This window comes from Sphingomonas sp. 8AM (assembly GCF_902506455.1).
In the GTDB taxonomy this organism is placed as follows: domain Bacteria; phylum Pseudomonadota; class Alphaproteobacteria; order Sphingomonadales; family Sphingomonadaceae; genus Sphingomonas.
The window spans coordinates 2,340,467-2,359,338 of sequence record NZ_LR733844.1 but is presented as its reverse complement, the minus strand read 5'-3'; the positions used below and the strand labels follow the sequence as shown (position 1 = coordinate 2,359,338).

The 18,872-nt window shown below is 68.1% G+C and carries 20 protein-coding genes, 1 tRNA gene and 1 pseudogene; 7 read left to right on the top strand and 15 right to left on the bottom strand.

Annotation, left to right across the window (positions count from 1 at the left end):
• Positions 1 to 159: 159 nt before the first annotated feature.
• From dapF to rplK, 5 genes are all read right to left on the bottom strand, one after another.
• On the bottom strand, positions 160 to 1,104 hold the full coding sequence (dapF, locus tag BACI71_RS11015; RefSeq protein ID WP_159758560.1) for a diaminopimelate epimerase: 945 nt from the start codon (positions 1,102 to 1,104) through the stop codon (positions 160 to 162).
• A 40-nt stretch (positions 1,105 to 1,144) separates the two neighbouring features.
• Positions 1,145 to 1,600 (bottom strand): DUF6456 domain-containing protein, encoded by a 456-nt coding sequence (locus BACI71_RS11010; RefSeq protein WP_159758558.1) that lies wholly within the window; start codon positions 1,598 to 1,600, stop codon positions 1,145 to 1,147.
• 65 nt (positions 1,601 to 1,665) lie between these two features.
• Entirely contained in the window at positions 1,666 to 2,829 is a 1,164-nt protein-coding gene (locus BACI71_RS11005; protein WP_159758556.1) for an alpha-hydroxy-acid oxidizing protein, read from the bottom strand.
• A gap of 352 nt (positions 2,830 to 3,181) precedes the next feature.
• Complete coding sequence (gene rplA / locus BACI71_RS11000) at positions 3,182 to 3,874, bottom strand: 50S ribosomal protein L1 (RefSeq protein WP_159761126.1); 693 nt, start codon at positions 3,872 to 3,874, stop codon at positions 3,182 to 3,184.
• A 1-nt stretch (position 3,875) separates the two neighbouring features.
• The gene (gene rplK, locus BACI71_RS10995) at positions 3,876 to 4,307 is read right to left on the bottom strand and encodes a 50S ribosomal protein L11 (protein WP_159758554.1); all 432 of its coding nucleotides are present in this window, start codon (positions 4,305 to 4,307) and stop codon (positions 3,876 to 3,878) included.
• A 264-nt stretch (positions 4,308 to 4,571) separates the two neighbouring features.
• Here rplK and BACI71_RS10990 point away from each other — a divergent pair, with 264 nt between their 5' ends.
• Positions 4,572 to 5,516 carry an AraC family transcriptional regulator gene (locus tag BACI71_RS10990; protein ID WP_159758552.1) on the top strand — a complete coding sequence of 315 codons (945 nt, stop codon included), beginning with the start codon at positions 4,572 to 4,574 and terminating at the stop codon, positions 5,514 to 5,516.
• A gap of 156 nt (positions 5,517 to 5,672) precedes the next feature.
• On the opposite strand, the gene nusG is transcribed toward BACI71_RS10990, so the two are convergent.
• The 6 genes from nusG to BACI71_RS10960 form a co-directional block, all read right to left on the bottom strand.
• Positions 5,673 to 6,209 (bottom strand): transcription termination/antitermination protein NusG, encoded by a 537-nt coding sequence (gene nusG / locus BACI71_RS10985; RefSeq protein WP_022687599.1) that lies wholly within the window; start codon positions 6,207 to 6,209, stop codon positions 5,673 to 5,675.
• Positions 6,210 to 6,226: 17 nt separating this feature from the next.
• Complete coding sequence (gene secE / locus BACI71_RS10980) at positions 6,227 to 6,424, bottom strand: preprotein translocase subunit SecE (protein WP_159758550.1); 198 nt, start codon at positions 6,422 to 6,424, stop codon at positions 6,227 to 6,229.
• 280 nt (positions 6,425 to 6,704) lie between these two features.
• Entirely contained in the window at positions 6,705 to 6,944 is a 240-nt protein-coding gene (locus BACI71_RS10975; protein WP_159758548.1) for a hypothetical protein, read from the bottom strand.
• Positions 6,945 to 7,044: 100 nt separating this feature from the next.
• Positions 7,045 to 7,120 (bottom strand) — tRNA-Trp (locus BACI71_RS10970).
• A 60-nt stretch (positions 7,121 to 7,180) separates the two neighbouring features.
• Positions 7,181 to 9,532, bottom strand: coding sequence for a putative bifunctional diguanylate cyclase/phosphodiesterase (locus BACI71_RS10965; protein ID WP_159758546.1), 2,352 nt, complete (start codon positions 9,530 to 9,532; stop codon positions 7,181 to 7,183).
• A 276-nt stretch (positions 9,533 to 9,808) separates the two neighbouring features.
• The gene (locus BACI71_RS10960) at positions 9,809 to 11,572 is read right to left on the bottom strand and encodes a fatty acyl-AMP ligase (RefSeq protein WP_159758544.1); all 1,764 of its coding nucleotides are present in this window, start codon (positions 11,570 to 11,572) and stop codon (positions 9,809 to 9,811) included.
• 120 nt (positions 11,573 to 11,692) lie between these two features.
• Between BACI71_RS10960 and BACI71_RS10955 the strand changes: the two genes are divergently transcribed.
• The 4 genes and pseudogenes from BACI71_RS10955 to BACI71_RS17940 form a co-directional block, all read left to right on the top strand.
• On the top strand, positions 11,693 to 12,235 hold the full coding sequence (locus BACI71_RS10955; protein WP_159758542.1) for a regulatory protein RecX: 543 nt from the start codon (positions 11,693 to 11,695) through the stop codon (positions 12,233 to 12,235).
• 75 nt (positions 12,236 to 12,310) lie between these two features.
• Positions 12,311 to 12,892 carry a cold shock domain-containing protein gene (locus BACI71_RS10950; RefSeq protein WP_236552956.1) on the top strand — a complete coding sequence of 194 codons (582 nt, stop codon included), beginning with the start codon at positions 12,311 to 12,313 and terminating at the stop codon, positions 12,890 to 12,892.
• Between the two features lie 59 nt (positions 12,893 to 12,951).
• On the top strand, positions 12,952 to 13,347 hold the full coding sequence (locus BACI71_RS10945; protein ID WP_159758538.1) for an NADH:ubiquinone oxidoreductase subunit NDUFA12: 396 nt from the start codon (positions 12,952 to 12,954) through the stop codon (positions 13,345 to 13,347).
• 101 nt (positions 13,348 to 13,448) lie between these two features.
• Positions 13,449 to 13,799, top strand: a pseudogene (locus BACI71_RS17940) (DUF2155 domain-containing protein); the annotation flags it as partial.
• A 35-nt stretch (positions 13,800 to 13,834) separates the two neighbouring features.
• Here BACI71_RS17940 and aat read toward each other — a convergent pair.
• The 4 genes from aat to BACI71_RS10920 form a co-directional block, all read right to left on the bottom strand.
• Entirely contained in the window at positions 13,835 to 14,560 is a 726-nt protein-coding gene (gene aat, locus BACI71_RS10935) for a leucyl/phenylalanyl-tRNA--protein transferase (protein ID WP_159758536.1), read from the bottom strand.
• Positions 14,557 to 15,264 carry a ParA family protein gene (locus tag BACI71_RS10930; RefSeq protein ID WP_159758534.1) on the bottom strand — a complete coding sequence of 236 codons (708 nt, stop codon included), beginning with the start codon at positions 15,262 to 15,264 and terminating at the stop codon, positions 14,557 to 14,559. The genes aat and BACI71_RS10930 overlap by 4 nt, the downstream gene beginning before the upstream one ends.
• Positions 15,265 to 15,476: 212 nt before the next feature.
• Positions 15,477 to 15,863 carry a hypothetical protein gene (locus BACI71_RS10925; protein WP_159758532.1) on the bottom strand — a complete coding sequence of 129 codons (387 nt, stop codon included), beginning with the start codon at positions 15,861 to 15,863 and terminating at the stop codon, positions 15,477 to 15,479.
• A 71-nt stretch (positions 15,864 to 15,934) separates the two neighbouring features.
• Positions 15,935 to 17,218 (bottom strand): Y-family DNA polymerase, encoded by a 1,284-nt coding sequence (locus BACI71_RS10920; protein ID WP_159758530.1) that lies wholly within the window; start codon positions 17,216 to 17,218, stop codon positions 15,935 to 15,937.
• Positions 17,219 to 17,364: 146 nt separating this feature from the next.
• On the opposite strand from BACI71_RS10920, the gene BACI71_RS10915 reads away from it, so the two are divergent.
• Together BACI71_RS10915 and BACI71_RS10910 are read left to right on the top strand one after the other, a co-directional pair.
• Positions 17,365 to 18,366: a cysteine synthase A gene (locus tag BACI71_RS10915; protein ID WP_159758528.1), complete on the top strand. Its 1,002-nt coding sequence runs from the start codon at positions 17,365 to 17,367 to the stop codon at positions 18,364 to 18,366.
• A 39-nt stretch (positions 18,367 to 18,405) separates the two neighbouring features.
• Positions 18,406 to 18,762, top strand: a complete 357-nt coding sequence (locus tag BACI71_RS10910) for a hypothetical protein (RefSeq protein WP_159758526.1) — start codon at positions 18,406 to 18,408, stop codon at positions 18,760 to 18,762.
• Positions 18,763 to 18,872 lie beyond the last annotated feature (110 nt).

Below are 18,872 nucleotides of genomic sequence, written 5' to 3'. Positions count from 1 at the left end.
CAAGGCCGGGATGACCGAACGGGAGGCTTACCGTCGGGTGTCCGGTGAAATCTCACGTGGGGGCGCGGAGCTGCCGCGCCGCCCGATCACCCCTTCGCGTCCTCCGTGCTTGCACATGCTCTGGCCGTTGTTCCGCTGGTGCGATCCTGCAGGTCCCGCTCAGCGCGCTGCGTCGGCGACGCGCGCCCAGGCGGCGATCTCCGCGTCATAATGGCGGAGCACGCGGAGGTCGCCGGCGCGTGCCCGTGCGAGATCGACCGCGACCACGCCGTCCCATTCCCATGTCGCATTACCGTGAAGCGTCACCATCGCCGCCCCGGTCGCGCGCGCGCGGACCAGCCCGCCGCGATTGAGCACCGTCACGTCATGGTCGTAGCCGATCCGTCCGGTCAGACATGCGGCGTAGGTCGAGGCGGCCATCGCGCTGCCGCAGCTGTCGGTCAGCCCGACGCCGCGCTCGAAGGTGCGCACGAACAGCGTATCGTCGTCACGCACCTCGACGAACGAGACGTTGGCGCGGTTGGGCAGCCAGATCGGTGCCGCCTCGCACACCTCGCCGATCGCGACCAGTTCCGCCTCGTCGACGGCGTCGACGAACGTCACGAGATGCGGGTTGGGCATCGCCACCGCGGTGAAACGCCGATCGCCGGGCAGCGTCGTGAGCGGCGCATCGACCAGCCGCTCGCCCGCACCGGTCAGCGGCCAGCGTGCGAGGTCGAGGGTCGCCGGGCCGGCGGTCTCCTCGACGGTATAGACTGACTCGGCAAGCGGGGCGGCACAAGCGACCGTGGCGTGGCTGGTCTTGAGCCGCGCGGTGGCACGGTCGATCGCCAGCGCCTCGAACCCGGCGCGCGCGACGCAGCGCAGGCCATTGAGGCAGGTCTCCGCCTCCGACCCGTCGCTGTTGAACATCCGCATCCCGAACGGTGCCTGCGCGTCGCCGTTGGTCAGAACCAGCAGCCCGTCGCCGCCGACCGGTCCGGTGCGGTCCGCAAGCGCGCGTGCGAGCTGCGCCCAATCCGGCTCCGACAACGTCAGCGTTCGTCCGTCGACGAGCGGGAAGTCGTTGCCCGAACCGTGGCATTTGGTGAAGCGTATCTCCATCCGCCCTATCTGCTGACGCGAGCGCCCGGCGGCAAGTGGGTCAGGGCAGGCGATAGTGATCGGCGAGCCGGTCGAGCGCGAGCGTCAGCACCAGCCGGCCGCTGCGCGATGGCCAGCCGAGCGCGCGCTCGCTGTCGGGCAGCGACTCGCCCGCGCAGACGACGCGCCACAGCACGTCCGACAGCCCGGGGCCGACCGCGGTGATCGCAGCGTCGAACCGGCGTTTGGCGGCGAGCTGCGCGGCGGCCGGCTCCGGGCGCTCGCCCGCGCCGCCATCGATGCGCTGCGTCCAGCGCATCGTCACCGCCACGCCCAGTGCTGCGCGTTCGTAATCCTGCTGAAGCCGTTCGCCGGCTTCGTTCTGGCGCCTGCTGACCAGTTGCCGCGCCGCGAGCCACGCCAGCGGCGATTCGCGGCGGTTGACGGTCACCCGCCGCGCCCCGCCGGTTCCGCGCCGCCCGTGCGCGTCGATCGTCTGTTCCACCAGTTCCTGCATCATGTGCTCCGTGCCTGCCGATGCGCGTGGGCTCGCAGATGTTGGAGGATGTAGGACAGCGGGTTTCAGACGCGCCGGGCGCCCGCCGCGCGAACCGCGGCCAGTGTCGGCCAGCCGTTGACCGCCATCAACAGATCGGCCTCGGCGAGCACACATTTGAGCACATGCGCGCACCCGGCCGCGCCGCCGAGCGCCAGTCCGTAGCAATAGGGGCGCCCGACACCGACGAAATCGGCCCCGAGCGCAATCGCCTTGACCATATCGGTGCCCGAACGCACGCCGCTGTCGAACAGCAAAGGGACCCGACCGGCCACCACAGCGGCGATGTCGGGTAACAGATCGATCGCGGCGATGCCGCCATTGGCCTGTCGCCCACCGTGATTGGACACATAGATGCCGTCGGCGCCGCAATCCAGCGCACGGCGCGCGTCGTCAGGGTGGCAGATGCCCTTCAACACGATCGGCATCTTGGTCAGCGAGCGCAGCCACGCCATGTCGTCCCACGTCAGCACGTGTCCGAACGTCGCCGCCCAGGTCGCGACCGCGGCGTGCGGATCGTCCTCGGGCGGGCGGGGGAGCAAGGCGCGGAACGCCGGATCGGTGAAGTAATTGGCGAGCACCTGCCCGCGCAATTGCGGGAAGTTGCCGGTGTTGAGGTCGCGCGGCCGCCAGCCGGTGACCCAGGTGTCGAGCGTCACGACCAGCGCGGCGTACCCTGCTGCCTCGGCGCGCGCGACGATGCTGGCGGCGACATCGGGGTTGCGCGAGGTATAGAGCTGGAACAGGGCGGGGGTCTCGCCACACGCTGCGTGGACATCCTCCAGCGGATCGTTGGCGAGCGTCGAGGCGCAGAACGGCACCCCGGTCTCGGCCGACGCCTGCGCCGCGGCGAGATCGCCATGCCCGTCGTCGGTGCAGATGCCGTTGACCCCGATCGGCGCCATGAACAACGGTGAGGGGAGCGTGCGACCGAACAAGGTTGCTGACAGATCGCGCGTTGTGGTGTCGACCATCATCCGCGGCACCATGCCCCATTGCAAAAACGCCGCGGCGTTGACGTCCTGCGTCCGCTCATCCCCGCAGCCGCCCTGCACGTAATCGCGGATCGACGGCGACCAATGCGCCTCGGCACGCGCGCGCAGCCCGGCATAATCGACCGGCCACTCCGGCATGATTCCCGACAGGCCCGCGAAATAGATCGCGTTCTGATAGTCGCCGTAATGCGGCATGATCCTCTCCGTATGGCGGCGGAGAGTGCCGGCCCGCGGCAGGCTTGTCGACAGCGATGCGGCGGGTGGAGCGTTGGAAAGGCGGGGTAATCTTCCCACGATTTGACACAGGGAAGTTGCGTCTTGGCGCTACGTCGCGCTGAACGAGAGAGACATGGGCCCCGGCCTGAGCAGGGGCGACGGCTGAGTGAGGCACCGTCGCCCCTGCGAAGGCAGGGGCCCATGTCAATCGCCTCCGTCGGTGCCGTCGCCACATCACCCGACGTCGCTGTGTTCAAAACAGACACGAAAAAGCCGGCGCACTCTTGCGAGCACGCCGGCTTTTCTGACGACCTCGGCCGTCGCGTCGGGCTTACGCCCCCGCGACTTCCGCGGTGTCGACCTTGATGCCCGGGCCCATCGTCGAGCTGACGGCGACCTTGCGGACATACTTGCCCTTCGCGCCCGACGGCTTGGCCTTCACCACCGCGTCGACCAGCGCGTCGAAGTTGCGACGCAGGTCTTCCTGCGCGAACGACGCCTTGCCGATGCCGGAGTGGATGATGCCGGCCTTCTCGACGCGATACTCGACCTGACCGCCCTTGGCCGCCTTGACGGCTTCCGCGACGTTCATGGTCACCGTGCCCAGCTTCGGGTTTGGCATCAGGCCCTTGGGACCCAGCACCTTGCCGAGGCGACCGACGACGCCCATCATGTCCGGGGTCGCGATGCAGCGATCGAAATCGATCGTGCCGCCCTGGATGGTCTCCATCAGGTCTTCGGCACCGACGACGTCCGCACCGGCGGCGCGCGCCTCGTCGGCCTTCGCACCACGCGCGAACACGCCGACGCGGACCGTCTTGCCGGTGCCGGCGGGCAACGTGACGACGCCACGGACCATCTGGTCGGCGTGACGCGGGTCGACGCCCAGGTTCAGCGCGACCTCGATCGTCTCGTCGAACTTCGAGGTCGCCCCCGACTTCGCCAAAGCGATCGCCTCGTCGACGCCGTGCAGCTTCTCACGATCGATCGTGATGGCCTTCTGCTTCTTGCTCAATGCCATGATCTCAGCCCTCCACCACTTCGAGGCCCATCGCGCGGGCCGAGCCTTCGATGATCTTGGTCGCTGCCTCGATGTCGTTGGCGTTCAGATCCTTCATCTTCGCCTGCGCGACCTCGACCAGCTGCGACCGCTTGATCTTGCCCGCCGACACCTTGCCCGGCTCCTTCGAGCCCGACTTCAGGTTCGCCGCCTTCTTGATAAGGAAGGTCGCCGGCGGCGTCTTCGTCACGAACGAGAACGAACGGTCGGCATAGACGGTGATGACGGTGGGGAGGGGCGAACCCTTCTCCATCTCCGAGGTCTGTGCGTTGAACGCCTTGCAGAATTCCATGATGTTCACGCCGCGCTGACCCAGCGCCGGACCGATCGGCGGCGAGGGGTTGGCGGAACCGGCCGGGACCTGCAGCTTGATATAGCCTGTGATCTTCTTTGCCATGCGTCTCACTCTGTTACGGGGCGCAACGTCGCCGCTGCGCCCGGTTCAAGTCTAGCGGTTCGTCCGGGCGCCGCCGTGGCGACACCCTCCCGCACGTTCCAGGTCTATGATGACAGGGAAGCGTGCGCCGTTAGCGGATCGCCCCCGAAAACGCAACCGCCGGATCGTGCGACATGTGGCGCACACGACACAATGGCCGGATATTGGTTAACCCTGCTCAGCTTTTCGCTGCCGCAATCGTGCTGGTTGTCGTAGCCACCAACAATGAATGGGGCGATTCCGCGTACTGGTGCATCTCTCGGCGGGGCGCCGCTGTCGCTGAGCCGGACGCCTCCGGCTGCGCTCGCCGATCATATCGCGCGCTTTTTCGTAACGGTTATCGAGCGTCCCGCGGAAGCGCTGCTCGACGACTTCCTGCTCCATGAAAACGCCTATGTCCGCGTGCCGGTGGTCGGCGCGTGGGAAACGCTGATCGACGATTGCTGGACCGCCTATGAAGGGCCGATGCTGTTCGGCGCGCAGGAGCGGCGATTCGCGGTGCGCTGCCGCGGTCCGATCATCGCAGCAGGGTTCATGATCCGGCCGGGCGCATGGTTCTCGTTTTGCGAGGCGCCCGCGGATCGTATGGCGGATCGGCTGGCGCCGATCGGCGGCGACTGGGGCGCGGCGCTACGCTGGGCGACCGAGAACGTCTACGATCACGAGCAGACGTTCGCACGCATGGAGCAGGTGGTGCTCGAACGCGTCGTCGTCCGGGCGACGCCGCCGGATCCGGTCAGCACCGCGTTCGAGCGGATCGCGCGGGCCGATCCGGTGCGCGCGGTCGCCGACATCGCGGCTGAGTTCGGCATGTCGGGGCGGCGGCTCGATCGCACGGTACGCGCGCATTTCGGGCATCTGCCCAAGACCGTGCTGCGCCGCAGCCGCTTTCTGGACATGGCGGCGGTGATGCGCGGGCTGGCGGTGCCGACCGCCGACGAACTGGCCGAGCTGCGTTTTTACGACGCGTCGCACCTCAATCGCGAGTTTCGGCAATTCGTGGAAATGACGCCGGCACAGTTTCGTCGCTCGCAGACCATGCTGTTCACCCCGGGCCTGGAGGTGCGCCAGCAGCGCAAGCGTGTCGACCTCGCCCCGCATCTCGTCGACGCACCGTGGCGCGATGAAGCGGGGGCGGGTGATGGCGGCGGCGAGCGGGCGGGGGTGTAGGCGTACGTCATTGCGAGGGTAGCGAACCAATCCAGAGCGTCCTGATCCGGCGCTGGATTGTTTCGCTACGCTCGCAATGACGAGATTTGGTGAGTCGGCCAGCTCAGGCGGCAAGAAGCCGTGCCCCGGCTTGAGCCCGGGGCGACGAACGCCGAATTACTTGCTGCGCTCAACCTGCTCGAAGTCGAGCTCGACCGGCGTCGCGCGGCCGAAGATGCTGACGGACACCTTGACCTTCGACTTGTCGAAGTCGAGTTCCTCGACGGTACCGTTGAAGCTGGCAAACGGACCTTCCAGAACCTTGACCGCATCGCCGATCTCGTAATCGACCTTGACCTTGGTCTTCGGGGCGGCGGCCGCCTCTTCCTTCGAGTTCAGCATCCGCGCCGCCTCGGCATCCGAGATCGGCTGCGGCTTGCCCGACGAACCAAGGAAACCGGTGACCTTGGGCGTGTTCTTGACGAGGTGATAGACGTCGTCGTTCATCGCCAGCTTGGCGAGGACGTAGCCCGGCATGAACTTGCGCTCGACCGCAATCTTCTTGCCGCGGCGCGCCTCGGTGACCGTCTCGGTCGGCACCTCGATCTGCTCGACCAGTTGCTCGAGGCCCATGCGGGTGGCCTCCGACATGATCGAATCGCGGACCTTGCCCTCGAAGCCCGAGTAGGCGTGGATGATGTACCAGCGCGCCATCTTTTGGAATTCCGTCCTTACTGCGCCAGGCTCAGCAACGCCTTCACAACGGCGTTGAAGATCGAATCGACCGAGAGGAAGAACATCGCGAGCACCGTCGTCATGATGACAACCATCACGCCGGTCATCACCGTCTCGCGCCCGGTCGGCCATACGACCTTGGCGGTCTCGGTCCGCACCTGACGGATGAATTCGATCGGGGTCGTCTTCGCCACGAAACTGCGCCCTCGTTGAGCCCGGCCCGGTTGAGCCTGAAAATGAAGTCCCGGCATAGGATCGCTACCGCTGCCCGGTCCGAGACCGGGAAGCGGATGGCAAGCCGTCCGCGCTGTCGGATGTGGCATCGGACATAGGATCGTGCACCGCAAAAGGCAAGCGGGGCAGACGGGTGCCCGCGCGCCGGGCGACGCACACGAAAAAGGGCCGGGCGCGCGGTGCGCCCGGCCCTTCGTCACCTTCGTCGCACGCCGCCATCATGGCAGCATGCGCGTCCGATCAGTTGCTGTCGGAATCGTCGTTGCTGTCGTTGACGATCGCGATCACGCCGATCGCGGCGATGCCGGCGGCGATGATGACGCCGAACAGGCCGGCACCGGCCAGCTCGCTCTTCTTGGCCGACGGCGAAGCAGCGCGCGACTGCGCAACCGACAGGCTGGCGGCCGGGTTGCTGGTCGCGGCGAGCGCCGGGGTGGCGATGAGGCTGAGCGCGGCGGCGCCGGCGAGGATCGAACGCATATGTAGAACTCCCTTAGGTGGCATTAACCCAGATCGCGCTATGGCGCTGTGCGGCACAACACGCAAGCGGCGTATTGGCTCCAGGTTTACAAAAGGTTTCTGGCAGGAGTGGAGGGACTCGAACCCACGGCCCTCGGTTTTGGAGACCGATGCTCTACCAACTGAGCTACACTCCTGTGCGGGCGCTGCTGTTGAACGTATCCGCGGCGTTCGTCAAGCGATTGCTCGAACGAACGTTACGCGGCGTGCGTCTGCAACTCACGCATCGCCAGCGCGCGCGCCTCGACGACCGGCAATGGTCGGCCGAAGTAATATCCCTGAATGCTGCGGCACCCCAGATCCTGGACCAGCCGTAGCTCGGCCTCCGTCTCGACGCCCTCGGCGGTGGTGGTCATGTCGAGGCTGTCAGCCATCGCCACCACGGCGCGGATGATCGCGATCGCTTCGGCCCGGCCGGCGGCGGCGGTCTGGACAAAGCTGCGGTCGATCTTGATCGACGAGAAGCGCGTCGAACTGAGATAGCCAAGCGACGAATAGCCGGTGCCGAAATCGTCGAGACTGAGCCCGACGCCCAGCGCGAGAATCTCGCTCAGCACGCGCGTCGCGCCGGTGCCCTCGCGCAGGAACACGCTCTCGGTCACCTCCAGCGCGAGCCGCCGCGCGGGCAAGCCGCTATCGGCGAGCGCTTCGGCGACGATCGTGACGAACTGCGGATTGTGAAGCTGTTCGGGCGAGACGTTCACCGCGACATGGACGTTGTCGGGCCAGCCCGCCGCCTCGGCGCAGGCGGTGCGCACCACCCATTCGCCGATCGGCGCGATCAGCCGCGCCTCCTCGGCGATCGGGATGAACTTGGACGGCGGGATCAGTCCGAAACCGGGATGGCGCCAGCGCAGCAGCGCCTCGAACCCGCGCAGCGCCCCGGACGTGGCATCGACCACCGGCTGATAATCAAGCGACAGCTCCTCGTTCGCGAGCGCCTGCCGCAGCGCCATCTCGAGCACGCGGCGTTCTTCTGCCTGAGCGTGGAGCTGGGGCTCATAGGCGTGGAAGACGCCGCCACCCTGATCCTTCGAGCGATACAGCGCGAGATCGGCGGAGCGGATCAGCGTCTCGGCGCTGCGCCCGTCGCGCGGCGACGTCGCCACGCCGACCGACGCACCGATGTAGAGCGTGTGCTGGTCGACCTCATAGGGGCGCGACAGCGTCTCGATGATCGCGCGCGCCAACCGCTCGACCCGCCGCGGGTCCGACGCATCGCGCACCACCACGGCGAATTCGTCGCCGCCCAGCCGCCCGACGATCTCGCGATCGGCCAGCAGGGTTGCCAGCCGCTCCGAAACCTTGCCGAGCAGCCGGTCGCCGACCGGATGCCCAAGCGTGTCATTGACCGCCTTGAAGCGATCGAGATCGATCATCATCAGCGCGCAGCGCGCCCGCTCGCGTTCCGCCGTGGCGACGGCATCCGCCAGGGCCTCGTTGACCGAAAGGCGGTTGGGCAAACCGGTCAACGTGTCAAACCGCGCCAGCCGCGCGATCTTCTCGGCGGAGGCGCGTTCTTCGGTGACGTCCGACGCGACGCCGCGAAATCCGCCGAAATGGCCATCGGCATCGCGACGCGGCGAGGCGGCGATCCGCCACCAACGTTGTTCGCCATGTACCGCAACCGGCAGATTGAGGTCGCGGATCGCCTCGCGGTTGCGCAGTCGGGTCGCCAGCTCGCGCAGCACGGGCGCGACCTGCCCGCTGTCCCACCCCGCACCCGCCAGCACCTCCAGCAGCGGACGCCCGGCGAGCTGGTCGCGCTCGACCCCGCAGGCGGCGGCGAAGCGGGCACTCGGCTCGACGATGCGCCGCGAGGCGTCAGTCTGCCAGAGCCAGTCGGGAGAGGTTTCATCGAAGTCGCGCAGCAGCAGCCCGATCGTTCCGTCGCGCTCGGCCAGCGTCACCCCGGCGGCGTGGAGCATGGCCAGCGCGCGGGCGCGGTCGAAGGTGCTGAGGCACAGCAAGGCAGCGAACAACAGATCGGCGACCGCGACCGCGGCATGGCCGGTGATGAACAGGATGATCGCGGCGGCGAGCGTCGTCGTGCCGATAAACGCGATGGTCGCGAGCGGCACCGAGACCATCGCCATCGCATAGGCGGCCATCAGCACTGCGAGCACGATATGCATCGCCAGCGCGGTCGTGACGTGGAGGTATGGGCCGAACAGCACCGGCACCACGCTCCATACGAGCGCCAGCGCCGCACTCTCCACCACCGGCGCGTGCATTGCGGCAAGATCGGCATAGCCGCCGACCTGCGCCGGGCTCCGCAGTCGCCGCACCGCGCCGCCGACTGCCAATACGCCGACCCCGATCGCCCACACCGCCAGCCACGACACCGCGACGCAGGCGTTGAGCACCATCACCACCAGTGCGGCCCCGGTCAGGTTGGCCGCCAGCAGCAGCAATGCCTGTTGCCGCGCCGCCAGCAACTGCGCCGCGCGGATCCGCCCCCAGAGATCGGGGTCGTCGCCGTTGCTGAGCCCGAAGAGCGCAGCAAGCGGTGGTTGGTGCGCGAGCGGGGAAGCGGAGAAGGTCGTCACGCGCCGGTCTTACGCACGGTCTGGTTGACGAAGCGTTGCCCGGCACAATGTGGATCACAGCGCGCCTGAGCAGCTCGGTTCAGGCAAATTGGTGCAAAATCAAAGACAAGGCGGGCGACGGCGGTTAAGCGATCGCCCGACCTATGTCGGCATCTCAATGTTTTATACTTATATCACCCTCGCCGTGCCGGCCGCGGTGACGTGAAAAATATTTCGCCGCGACGTCGCCGCGACGGTCCCGGGGCATCGCCGGACGGCGGCGATCCCCGCGTGCCTTCAGGCCGCCAGATCGTAGGGCTTGATCTCGCCGGCCAGATACAGGTTGCGCGCCTTGGCGCGGCTGAGCTTGCCCGAGCTGGTGCGCGGCAGCGTGCGCGGTGGGATCAGCTCGACCACGCAATTCATGCCGGTCACCGACCGCACGCGGTCGCGGATCTCGTCACGTAGCCGGACGCGTTCGGCCTCGTCGGAGCTGCGGCATTGCACCAGCACCGCGGGGGTCTCCTCGCCGCCGGGTGCGGTAATCGCGAACGCGGCGATGTCGCCGGCCTTGAACCCGGGCAGCTGCTCGACCGCCCATTCGATATCCTGCGGCCAATGGTTGCGGCCGTTGATGATGATCATGTCCTTGGCGCGGCCGACGATGAAGATGTAGCCGTCCGACATGTAACCCATGTCGCCGGTGTCGAGCCAGCCGTCGACCAGACACGCGTCGGTCGAGGCCTGATCGCGGAAATAGCCGACCATCACGCTCGGCCCGCGGCACCAGACCTTCCCGATCGCGCCGTCGGGCAACGGGGTGCCGTCTTCCTCGCGGATCTGGATCTCCATGTCGCGAACCGCCTTGCCGCAGTTCACGATCGCGCGATAACGCTGCGGGCGATCCTCGCCATGGTGCATCCCTGACAGCTCGGTCTCTTCGACCAGCTCGACCCGGATCCCCTCGCCCGGCGGCATCAGCGATACGGCGAGCGTCGCTTCGGCGAGGCCGTAGCTGGGCAGGAAGGCGGTCGCCTGGAAACCGGCATCCGCGAACGCGTCGACGAACGCCTGCATCACATCCGGGCGGATCATGTCGGCGCCATTGCCGGCCACGCGCCAGCGCGACAGGTCGAAGCGATCCGACGCCTTGGTCTGGCTGGAGATACGCCGCGCGCAGATGTCGTAGCCGAAGGTCGGCGAGTAGCTGAGCGTCGTACCGGTGTTGCGGCTGATCAGGTCGAGCCACGACAGCGGGCGGCGCGCGAAGTCCTCGGTCTTCAGATAATCGACCGATACCTGGTTGGCGAGCGGCGACAGGAAGCAGCCGACCAGACCCATGTCGTGATACCACGGCAGCCACGATACGCAGCGATCGGTCTCGACGATCTCCATCCCGTGGGCATGCGCGGCGAGGTTGCTGAGCAGCGCGCGGTGCGTCACTGCCACGCCATGCGGGAAGCGTGTCGAGCCGCTGGAATATTGCAGGTAGCAGACGTCGTCGGCGTCGGCGGCAGGCAGGTCCGCGCGCGGGGCAGGGCGCGTCGCGAACTCGGCCCAGTCGACCCCGGTCACCCCGGACGCCTCGGCGGCGGCACCGGCCAGCTGCGCCAGCTCGCCCGGATAGATCAGCATCGTCGGGTCGCAGCTCGCGAGCTGGACGCGGAGCTGGTCGATATAGGACTCGCGCCCGCCGAACGAGGTCGGCAGCGGCAGCGGCACCGGCCACGCGCCCGCCAGCACCGCGCCAAAGAACAGCGCGCCGAATTCGGCACTCGTCTCGGCGACCAGCGCGACGCGATCACCCGGCGCGACCCCGGCGGCGATCAGCCGCAGCGCGGCATCGTGCGCGTCGGCGCGCAGCTGCACGAAGGGATAGCCGCGCACCAGCATGCCGCGCGCGTCGTGAAAGTTCAGTCCGCGAACGCCTGATGCGGCGTAATCAAGTGCCTCGCCCAGCGTCGTGAAATCCGAGAAGCGGCGCGGCAGCCGATCCTCGGTCGGGGTGGCCGTCGGCGCAACCGTCGCGGGAGCGGTCATCGTGGCGGGGTCGATCGTCATCCTGTGTTCCTGTCGCACCTGTCACGCGTGCGCAATGGTTGACCGGCAAAAATGGCGGTTTGCCGGATGTGTTAAAATTTTGAGCGTTAGAATCCACGGTCAGTGTGGCACAATCAAGGCGTGGCTCCGACACCCCCCTCCGCGCGCACGCCGCGTCGCATCCCGCCGCCGCTCGACGCGGCGGCGCTGGAGCGGCTGGCGCTCCGCTATGTCGAGCGGTTCGCGACGTCGCGTGGCAAGCTGGCCGACTATCTGGCCCGCAAGATCCGCGAGCGTGGCTGGGACGGCGCGCCCGCCGACCCGCGCGACGTGGCACAGCGGATGGCCGATGCCGGCTATGTCGACGATCGCAGCTTCGCCGAGCAGAAAGGCGCGGCATTGGCGCGGCGCGGCTATGGCGCGCGGCGCGTCGCCGAGACGCTGCGTGCTGCCGGGCTGGACGAGGAGGATCGTGCTCCGGTGATCGATGAGGCGCACGCGACGGCGCTGGAAAGTGCCTTGCGGCTGGCGCGGCGCAAGCGCATCGGGCCGTTCGCCGTGGCGCGCGCCGACCCGCGTGTTCGTGAGCGGCAGCTGGCCGCGTTGCTGCGTGCCGGGCACGCCATGACGATCGCCCGGCGGGTGGTGGACAGCGCGCCCGGCGAGATTCCGGCATTAGACTGACATATCCCTTCTTGCTTTCGCTCATGGTGCAGTGCACCGATGTTAACCGGGGATGAAAAAGGGGCGGGACGCGACGTGCACGACGGGCCTGGCACACCGACCGGGGGCGCGGAACTTCGCGCCGGAGCGACCGATGACGTCACGGCGTCGGTCGCCCTGTCGGGCGTGCTCAAATGGTTCGATGCCACGCGCGGTTTCGGGTTCATCGTCCCCGACGATTCGGCGATGGGTGACGTGCTGCTCCACTTCAGCGTGTTGCAGGCCTATGGTCGCCGAACCTTGCCCGAAGGAACGCGCCTGCAGGGGCTGGCGGCGCAGGGGCCGCGCGGCTGGCAGGCGGTGGAAATTTCCGCGCTCGACCTCGCCGCTGCGACCGAAACGGTACGCGACCGCGATCGCGAGCGACTGTCCCCCGAAATCACCGCCGACGATGCCGCGGCGCAGGCGGAGTGGGAGGACGTCAGCGTCAAATGGTTCAACCGGATCAAGGGCTACGGCTTCCTCGTCGCGCTGGCGCGTCCCGGCGACATCTTCGTCCACATGGAGACGCTGCGCCGCGCCGGGATTGCGGATGTCGAGCCCGAACAACGGCTGCGCGCGCGGGTGGTGCAGGGGCGCAAGGGGCCGCTTGCGGTCGGGGTCGCCGCGCCCGAGTGACTCTCGCGTGCGACGGGGCATTGAACGGGCGAGCGCACGCGGGTAAGCGAGGCGCCACGATGGGCATCAATCTCAACCCCTTCACCTGGTGGAACGGCGCAAGCTGGGGCACCATCCTTTACGGCCTGCGCGGCAAGCGTCAGGTGGGCGAGGATTATCTCGGCAACACCTATTGGCTGGGCGGTCGCGATACCGCGGGCGAGCCGCGCCGCTGGGTGATCTATGCAGGCGCCAACGACGTCAGCCGCGTGCCGCCGGAATGGTTCAGCTGGCTCCACCGTCAGGTGGACGGCGTCCCGACCGAGGTGCTGCCTCCGCCGCGCGAATGGGAGAAGCCGGCCGTGCCGAACATGACCGGCACCGCGTTCGCCTATCGCCCACAGGGTGCGCTGGAGAAGGGCGGTCATCGTGCCGCAGCGACCGGCGATTACGAGGCGTGGAGCCCCGACGCGTGAAGCGTCCGCTCGCGATCGGCGGGCTGGTGGTCGTGGCGGCAGCGGGGGTGACCTGGGCGGGGCTGGGTCTGCGTCCCGGTGCCCGCACGCCGGCGCCGGACATGCCGATCGTGAGCAAGGCGATCCCGGAGACGCTGCCCGACGCCGGCTCGCCCCCTGCGGCCGACGAGGTGCGTGCCGACGCGCAGGATATACCGGTCGACGCCGGCACCACCCCGATGGCGCAGCGCGTCGCGGTGCTGGGGTTGCTCAACAAGCGGAACGGCGTCAGCCGCGCGCTGACGCTGCGCCCCGGTCAGGCGGGGCGGGTCGGCGACGTGATCGTGCGGCTCCGCGCCTGCGAGAAGACGGCGCCGTGGGAGCCCGAGCAGTTGACCGGGGCGTTCGTCCAGCTCGACGTGCGCGGAATCGACGGACACTGGCGGCGGGCGTTCTCGGGGTGGCTCTACAAGGAGCGTCCGGCGCTCAATGTCGTGCTTCACCCGGTTTATGACGTCTGGCCGAGAAGCTGCGCCACCACTTTCCCCGGCACGGCGCCGTCCGCCCCCGCTTCGCCGTCGAGCGCGAAGAAGTCTCCGCCGCCGGCCTCCGCCGGCGCCGTCGACGAAGATGCCGCCGATGAACCGGTCGAGGAAAGCGCCGCGCCCAGCAACGCCATGTAATCGGCGCGGTCGATTTCCTGCGCGCCGAGCGAGGCGAGGTGCGCGGTCATGAACTGGCAGTCGAGCAGCGAATAGCCCCCCGCGTGCAGCCGCGCGACCAGCGACGCGATCGCGACCTTCGAGGCATTGGGCGCGCGACTGACCATGCTTTCTCCGAAGAACGCCCGCCCGACCGCCAACCCGTAGAGCCCTCCGACCAGCCGGTCGCCGTCCCAGCATTCGACTGAATGCGCATGGCCCAGGGCGTGGAGCCGCACGAACGCGTCCTCGATCATCGCATTGATCCACGTTTCGGGACGATCGTCGGCGGACTCGGCGCATAGCGCGATGACGTGCCCGAACGCGCGGTCGACCGTCACGCGGAAGCGGTCGGCGACGATCACGCGGCGCAGCGAGCGCGAGAGATGGAAGCCGTCGAGCGGCAGGATCGCGCGGCGGCGCGGCTCCACCCAATAGATGCTCGCCGCGTCCCGGCTGTCGGCCATCGGGAACACCCCGACCGAATAGGCGCCGAGCAACAGCCCCGGGTCGAGTGTTCCGGGGCCGGTCAAGCCCGCCGCAGCTCGATCGTCCGCCACAGCTGCGCAAAGGCGGTGGCGGCGGCACTGCGTGGTGACGCGACACCGGTCGGCAGCCGTTGCGCCGTCGCATTCTCGACCGCGCTTGCCATCGGAATGACCGGCCAGTCGGGATGCCGCGCGATCGCCTCGGCATGAAGCGCGCGGCGGCGGTCGACCATCATGTGCACCGGCAGCATCGGGACCTGCCCGCCGAACTCGCGATCGAGCGTCGCGAATGCCTGTTGCGAGAAGGCGGAGGGGACGACTGGCACCACCAGCAGATCGGCGGCGCGCACTACCTGATCGGCGGTCTCGGTCAGCCCGGGCGGGCAATCGAGCACCACCGTATCGTGATCGCCCAGCTCGGCGACCAGCTTGCGCAGCCGCCGCTTCTTGTCGAGTTCGCGCAATTGGTGGTTGAGGTCGCGCAACGAGGCGTCGGCGGGAAGCAGGTCGAGCCGATCGAACGCGGTCTTCGCAATCAACTTGGCGGGGGCGACGCCCTTGGCGAACAGCGCCCCGGCCCGATCGTGCGCGCGCCCGTCGCCGAGCGCCCAGGTCGCCGAGCCCTGCGGATCAAGATCCCAGAGCAACGTGCGCCGCGACGACAACGTCGCCGCGCACCAGGCGAGATTGATCGCCAGCGTCGTTTTGCCGACCCCGCCCTTAACGCTGTAGACTGCCACCGTCGTCATGCGCGCGACGCTACGGTCAGGCCGGACGCAGGGCAAGGAAGATGATGTAGATTGTACGCGTCCCGCGCCATCGCGGGTCAGGCGGCGAAGGACCGTCACACGGGACGGCCTGCGACCGCAAACGCCAGGCCGATCCACTGGCGCCCGTCATCCCGGATCAAGTCCGGCACGACAAAAAACGGCAGGCCGATCGCAGCCTGCCGATCAGAACGTTACGAGTGGCAGACCAGCTCGGACTTGCCCGGACGCGTCAGCTTTACCTCGCTGGTGTTGCCAGTCATTTTCCAGCCGCCTTCGGCGGTCAGCGGATCGCCGGCCTTTTCGGCCTTCAGCGTGGTGGCGGCGCCGCCCTTTTCAGTGCGGACCACTGCCTGCTTGTCGCCGTCGAAGAAGGTGACGTACGCCAGGCTCTGGTCCTTGCAGCGCATGGTCTTGTCGGCCTTGATCGCGGGCGGCAGCTCGACCGGCTTAGCATTGGCGAGTGCCGAGGCCATCGGATCGGGATTGCTGTCCAGCACCTGCGGCGAGGACGGTTCGGAGTTGCAGGCCGACAGCGCCAGCAGGGCGGCGGCCACCGAGAGGGGGAAAAGCTTCTGCATAGTATGTGCCGCTTCGCCGATGCGCTTTACTCCGTCAAGTCACGGTTTGTTGCGGTGCATCAGACTTTGGGTCATTCGTGGAATTCATCCCTGTCCGGGATGCGTCCAAACGCAATTTTCGTACCCACGCGATCAAGCCGACCTCCGTGCATCGCGCCGACTGACACCGCATGGCGGCCGAATCGCTCGTTGATACGGTCCATCGCGCGGCTCAGCGCCAGTCCGCGCGTCTCGCGCGCCAGCGGATCGTCGGCGGGCAGATGCGCGAACAGCGAATGCTGCTCGGCGGTGACGGGCTCGATTTCCGCCAGCGTCACGCCGATCATCCGGCAACCGCTGCGATGCACCAATTCCTGCGCGCGCAATCGTGGCAGCAGCGTGTCCAGCGCCGACAATACGGCGAAACTGTCCTGCGTCGCCGGTAGCTTCGCGGAGGTGCGCCACACGCTCTTGTCATCCTCGAACCGCGCATGGAGGACCAGCAGCCGCGCCCGATACGCCTTGCGGCGCAGCCGGCTCGCGGCCTTGAGCGCCAGCCGCCGCGCGGTGAGCCGCACCGCGCCATAGCCGCGCTTGCCGGGCGACAGGACGTGGCTGTGCCCGATCGTGCGGCTCTGTGTCGCCTTCTCGGCCAGATCGACACCGTGGAGCAGATACCAGAGCCGGTCGCCATTGGTGCCGCCCCAGGCATGACCGGCATCGCGCGGCCGCCGCGCGAGCAATTGCTGGATATCGTTGACCCCGTCGCGCGCCAGCCGCCGTTCCATCTTCGCGCCGATCCCGCTGATGTCGCGCAGCGACAGGCGATAGAGCGCGTGCGGCAGATCGGCTGCCTCGAACACCACCAATCCGTCCGGCTTCTGCAGGTCGGAGGCGAGCTTGGCGAGCAGCCGGTTGGGCGCGATCCCGACCGAGGAGGTCAGGCACGCGCCCACCTTCTCGCGAATGCCGCGCTTGATCCGCACCGCCAGCGCCTCGGCGTGCGCGCGATTGTTCTCGTTGTCGAGCAGCCGGCACGCGACCTCGTCGATCGAACAGACCTTCGTGACCGGAATGTGCCGCTCGATCTCGGCGACGATCGCATGGTGGAATTCGACATAGCGCTCGTGCCGCGCCGGGGTGACGACCAGTTCGCGGCAGCGCTGCTTCGCCTCCCACACCGGCGTGCCGGTCGAGATGCCGTAGCGTTTCGCCTCGACCGAGGCGGCGATCGCCACCGTCGTGTCGGTGCCGACCGGCGCGACGATCACCGGCCGCCCGCGCAGACTGGGCTGCAACTGCTGCTCGACGCTCGCGAAATAGCTGTTCAGGTCGAGGAACAGCCAGCGCAGCGGTCGGGGCGGCAGGTCGGGCATGGGCGACTTGGGGCGACTCGGCTGAGAAAACGAAACGAGAACATGACAGCTTAATCGTGGCTTGGCGAGCGCGATGAAGGCGGGAGAGGGCGACAGATAGTTTCAATCGCTTGCGCATCGCCCGGCGCGCCCGCATCTACGCCGCCATGCATACGACCACCGATACCCTCGCCCTGATCGGCAATACGCCGCTCGTCCGGCTGAAGGGGCCGAGCGAGGCCACCGGCTGCGACATTTTCGGCAAGTGCGAGTTCGCCAATCCGGGCGCGAGCGTGAAGGATCGCGCCGCGCTGTTCATCGTCGCCGATGCCGAGGAGCGCGGGGTGCTCGCGCCCGGCGGGACGATCGTCGAGGGGACGGCGGGCAATACCGGCATCGGGCTGGCGTTGGTCGCCAATGCCAAGGGCTATCGCACGATCATCGTGATGCCCGACACCCAGTCCAAGGAGAAGATGGACACGCTGCGCGCGCTCGGTGCCGAGCTGGTGACGGTGCCGGCCGCCCCTTATTCGTCGTCGGCGCATTTCGTCCATACGTCGCGGCGGATCGCGGAGGAGACTCCGGGCGCGATCTGGGCGAACCAGTTCGACAATATCGCCAATCGGCGCGCGCATATCGTCGGCACTGCCGAGGAGATCTGGACGCAGATGGATGGCCGGATTGACGGCTTCACCTGCGCGGTCGGCACCGGCGGCACCTTCGCCGGGGTCGGGCTGGGGTTGAAGGCGCACGACCCGGACGTGTGCATCGCGCTCAGCGACCCGCACGGCGCGGCGCTCTACGAATATTATGCGTGTGGCGAGCTGCGCGCCGAAGGCTCGTCGGTTGCCGAGGGGATCGGGCAGGGGCGGATCACCGCCAATCTGGAGGGCGCGCCGGTCGACGCGCAGTTCCGCATCCCCGATCAGGAAGGGCTCGACTGGACGGACCGGCTGCTGCGCGAGGAGGGGCTGTGCCTCGGCCTGTCGTCGGGGATCAATGTCGCGGGCGCAGTGCGGCTGGCGCGGCAGCTCGGGCCCGGCAAGCGAATCGCGACGATCCTGTGCGATACCGGGTTCCGCTATCTCTCGACGCTCTACGATCCGGCTTGGCTGGCCTCGAAGGGGCTGGTGCGCGGCCAGGTGCACGATCGGCCGTTAACGAATTGATCGACACTCCCGCGACGATCGGTTAGAATTGCGTGACCGATGAAGGCTCCTATCAAAGACAAGGCCGCCGTCGAACGGCAACAGGCGGAACAGACCCGGCAGCGCGTGCGCGTCGGAATGATCGGTCTGGCGGCGGTCGTGCTGTTGATCGGTCTGGCAAGTGCGATCTTTTCTTCGGTCAATCAGCAGCAGCCGGTCAGCGTGAGCGGTGCCGCGCAACCGGAACTGGTCGCCAACATGAGCGCGCCGGCATCTGCGCCGACCGCTGCGCCTCCGAACGAGCCGCTCGCCGAAATGGGTGTCACCCCCGGCGCGGCGCCGACGCCCTCGGCCGCCGAATCGCCCGCTCAGCAACAACCCGCGCCGGACTCGTCCTCGACCAACGGCATGTTGTGAGCGCCGCGCCGCGGCCCGCGCCCGCGGTAGATCGACCCGTTACGTGCCGCTCGCCGATTCGCCCGGCAGCCATCGTGGAGGCGGTTCGCTCGCCCGCGCAGGCGGTCCGC

Coding starts and splice junctions, on each gene's coding strand:
- nusG (WP_022687599.1), bottom strand. CDS start 6,209: ATGGCGCGCTGGTACATCATCCACGCCTACTCGGGCTTCGAGGGCAAG.
- BACI71_RS10990 (WP_159758552.1), top strand. CDS start 4,572: ATGAATGGGGCGATTCCGCGTACTGGTGCATCTCTCGGCGGGGCGCCG.
- BACI71_RS10915 (WP_159758528.1), top strand. CDS start 17,365: ATGCATACGACCACCGATACCCTCGCCCTGATCGGCAATACGCCGCTC.
- rplK (WP_159758554.1), bottom strand. CDS start 4,307: ATGGCAAAGAAGATCACAGGCTATATCAAGCTGCAGGTCCCGGCCGGT.
- BACI71_RS10930 (WP_159758534.1), bottom strand. CDS start 15,264: ATGACGACGGTGGCAGTCTACAGCGTTAAGGGCGGGGTCGGCAAAACG.
- BACI71_RS10920 (WP_159758530.1), bottom strand. CDS start 17,218: ATGCCCGACCTGCCGCCCCGACCGCTGCGCTGGCTGTTCCTCGACCTG.
- BACI71_RS10945 (WP_159758538.1), top strand. CDS start 12,952: ATGGGCATCAATCTCAACCCCTTCACCTGGTGGAACGGCGCAAGCTGG.
- BACI71_RS11005 (WP_159758556.1), bottom strand. CDS start 2,829: ATGCCGCATTACGGCGACTATCAGAACGCGATCTATTTCGCGGGCCTG.
- dapF (WP_159758560.1), bottom strand. CDS start 1,104: ATGGAGATACGCTTCACCAAATGCCACGGTTCGGGCAACGACTTCCCG.
- BACI71_RS10960 (WP_159758544.1), bottom strand. CDS start 11,572: ATGACGATCGACCCCGCCACGATGACCGCTCCCGCGACGGTTGCGCCG.
- BACI71_RS10910 (WP_159758526.1), top strand. CDS start 18,406: ATGAAGGCTCCTATCAAAGACAAGGCCGCCGTCGAACGGCAACAGGCG.
- BACI71_RS10975 (WP_159758548.1), bottom strand. CDS start 6,944: ATGCGTTCGATCCTCGCCGGCGCCGCCGCGCTCAGCCTCATCGCCACC.
- BACI71_RS11010 (WP_159758558.1), bottom strand. CDS start 1,600: ATGCAGGAACTGGTGGAACAGACGATCGACGCGCACGGGCGGCGCGGA.
- BACI71_RS10925 (WP_159758532.1), bottom strand. CDS start 15,863: ATGCAGAAGCTTTTCCCCCTCTCGGTGGCCGCCGCCCTGCTGGCGCTG.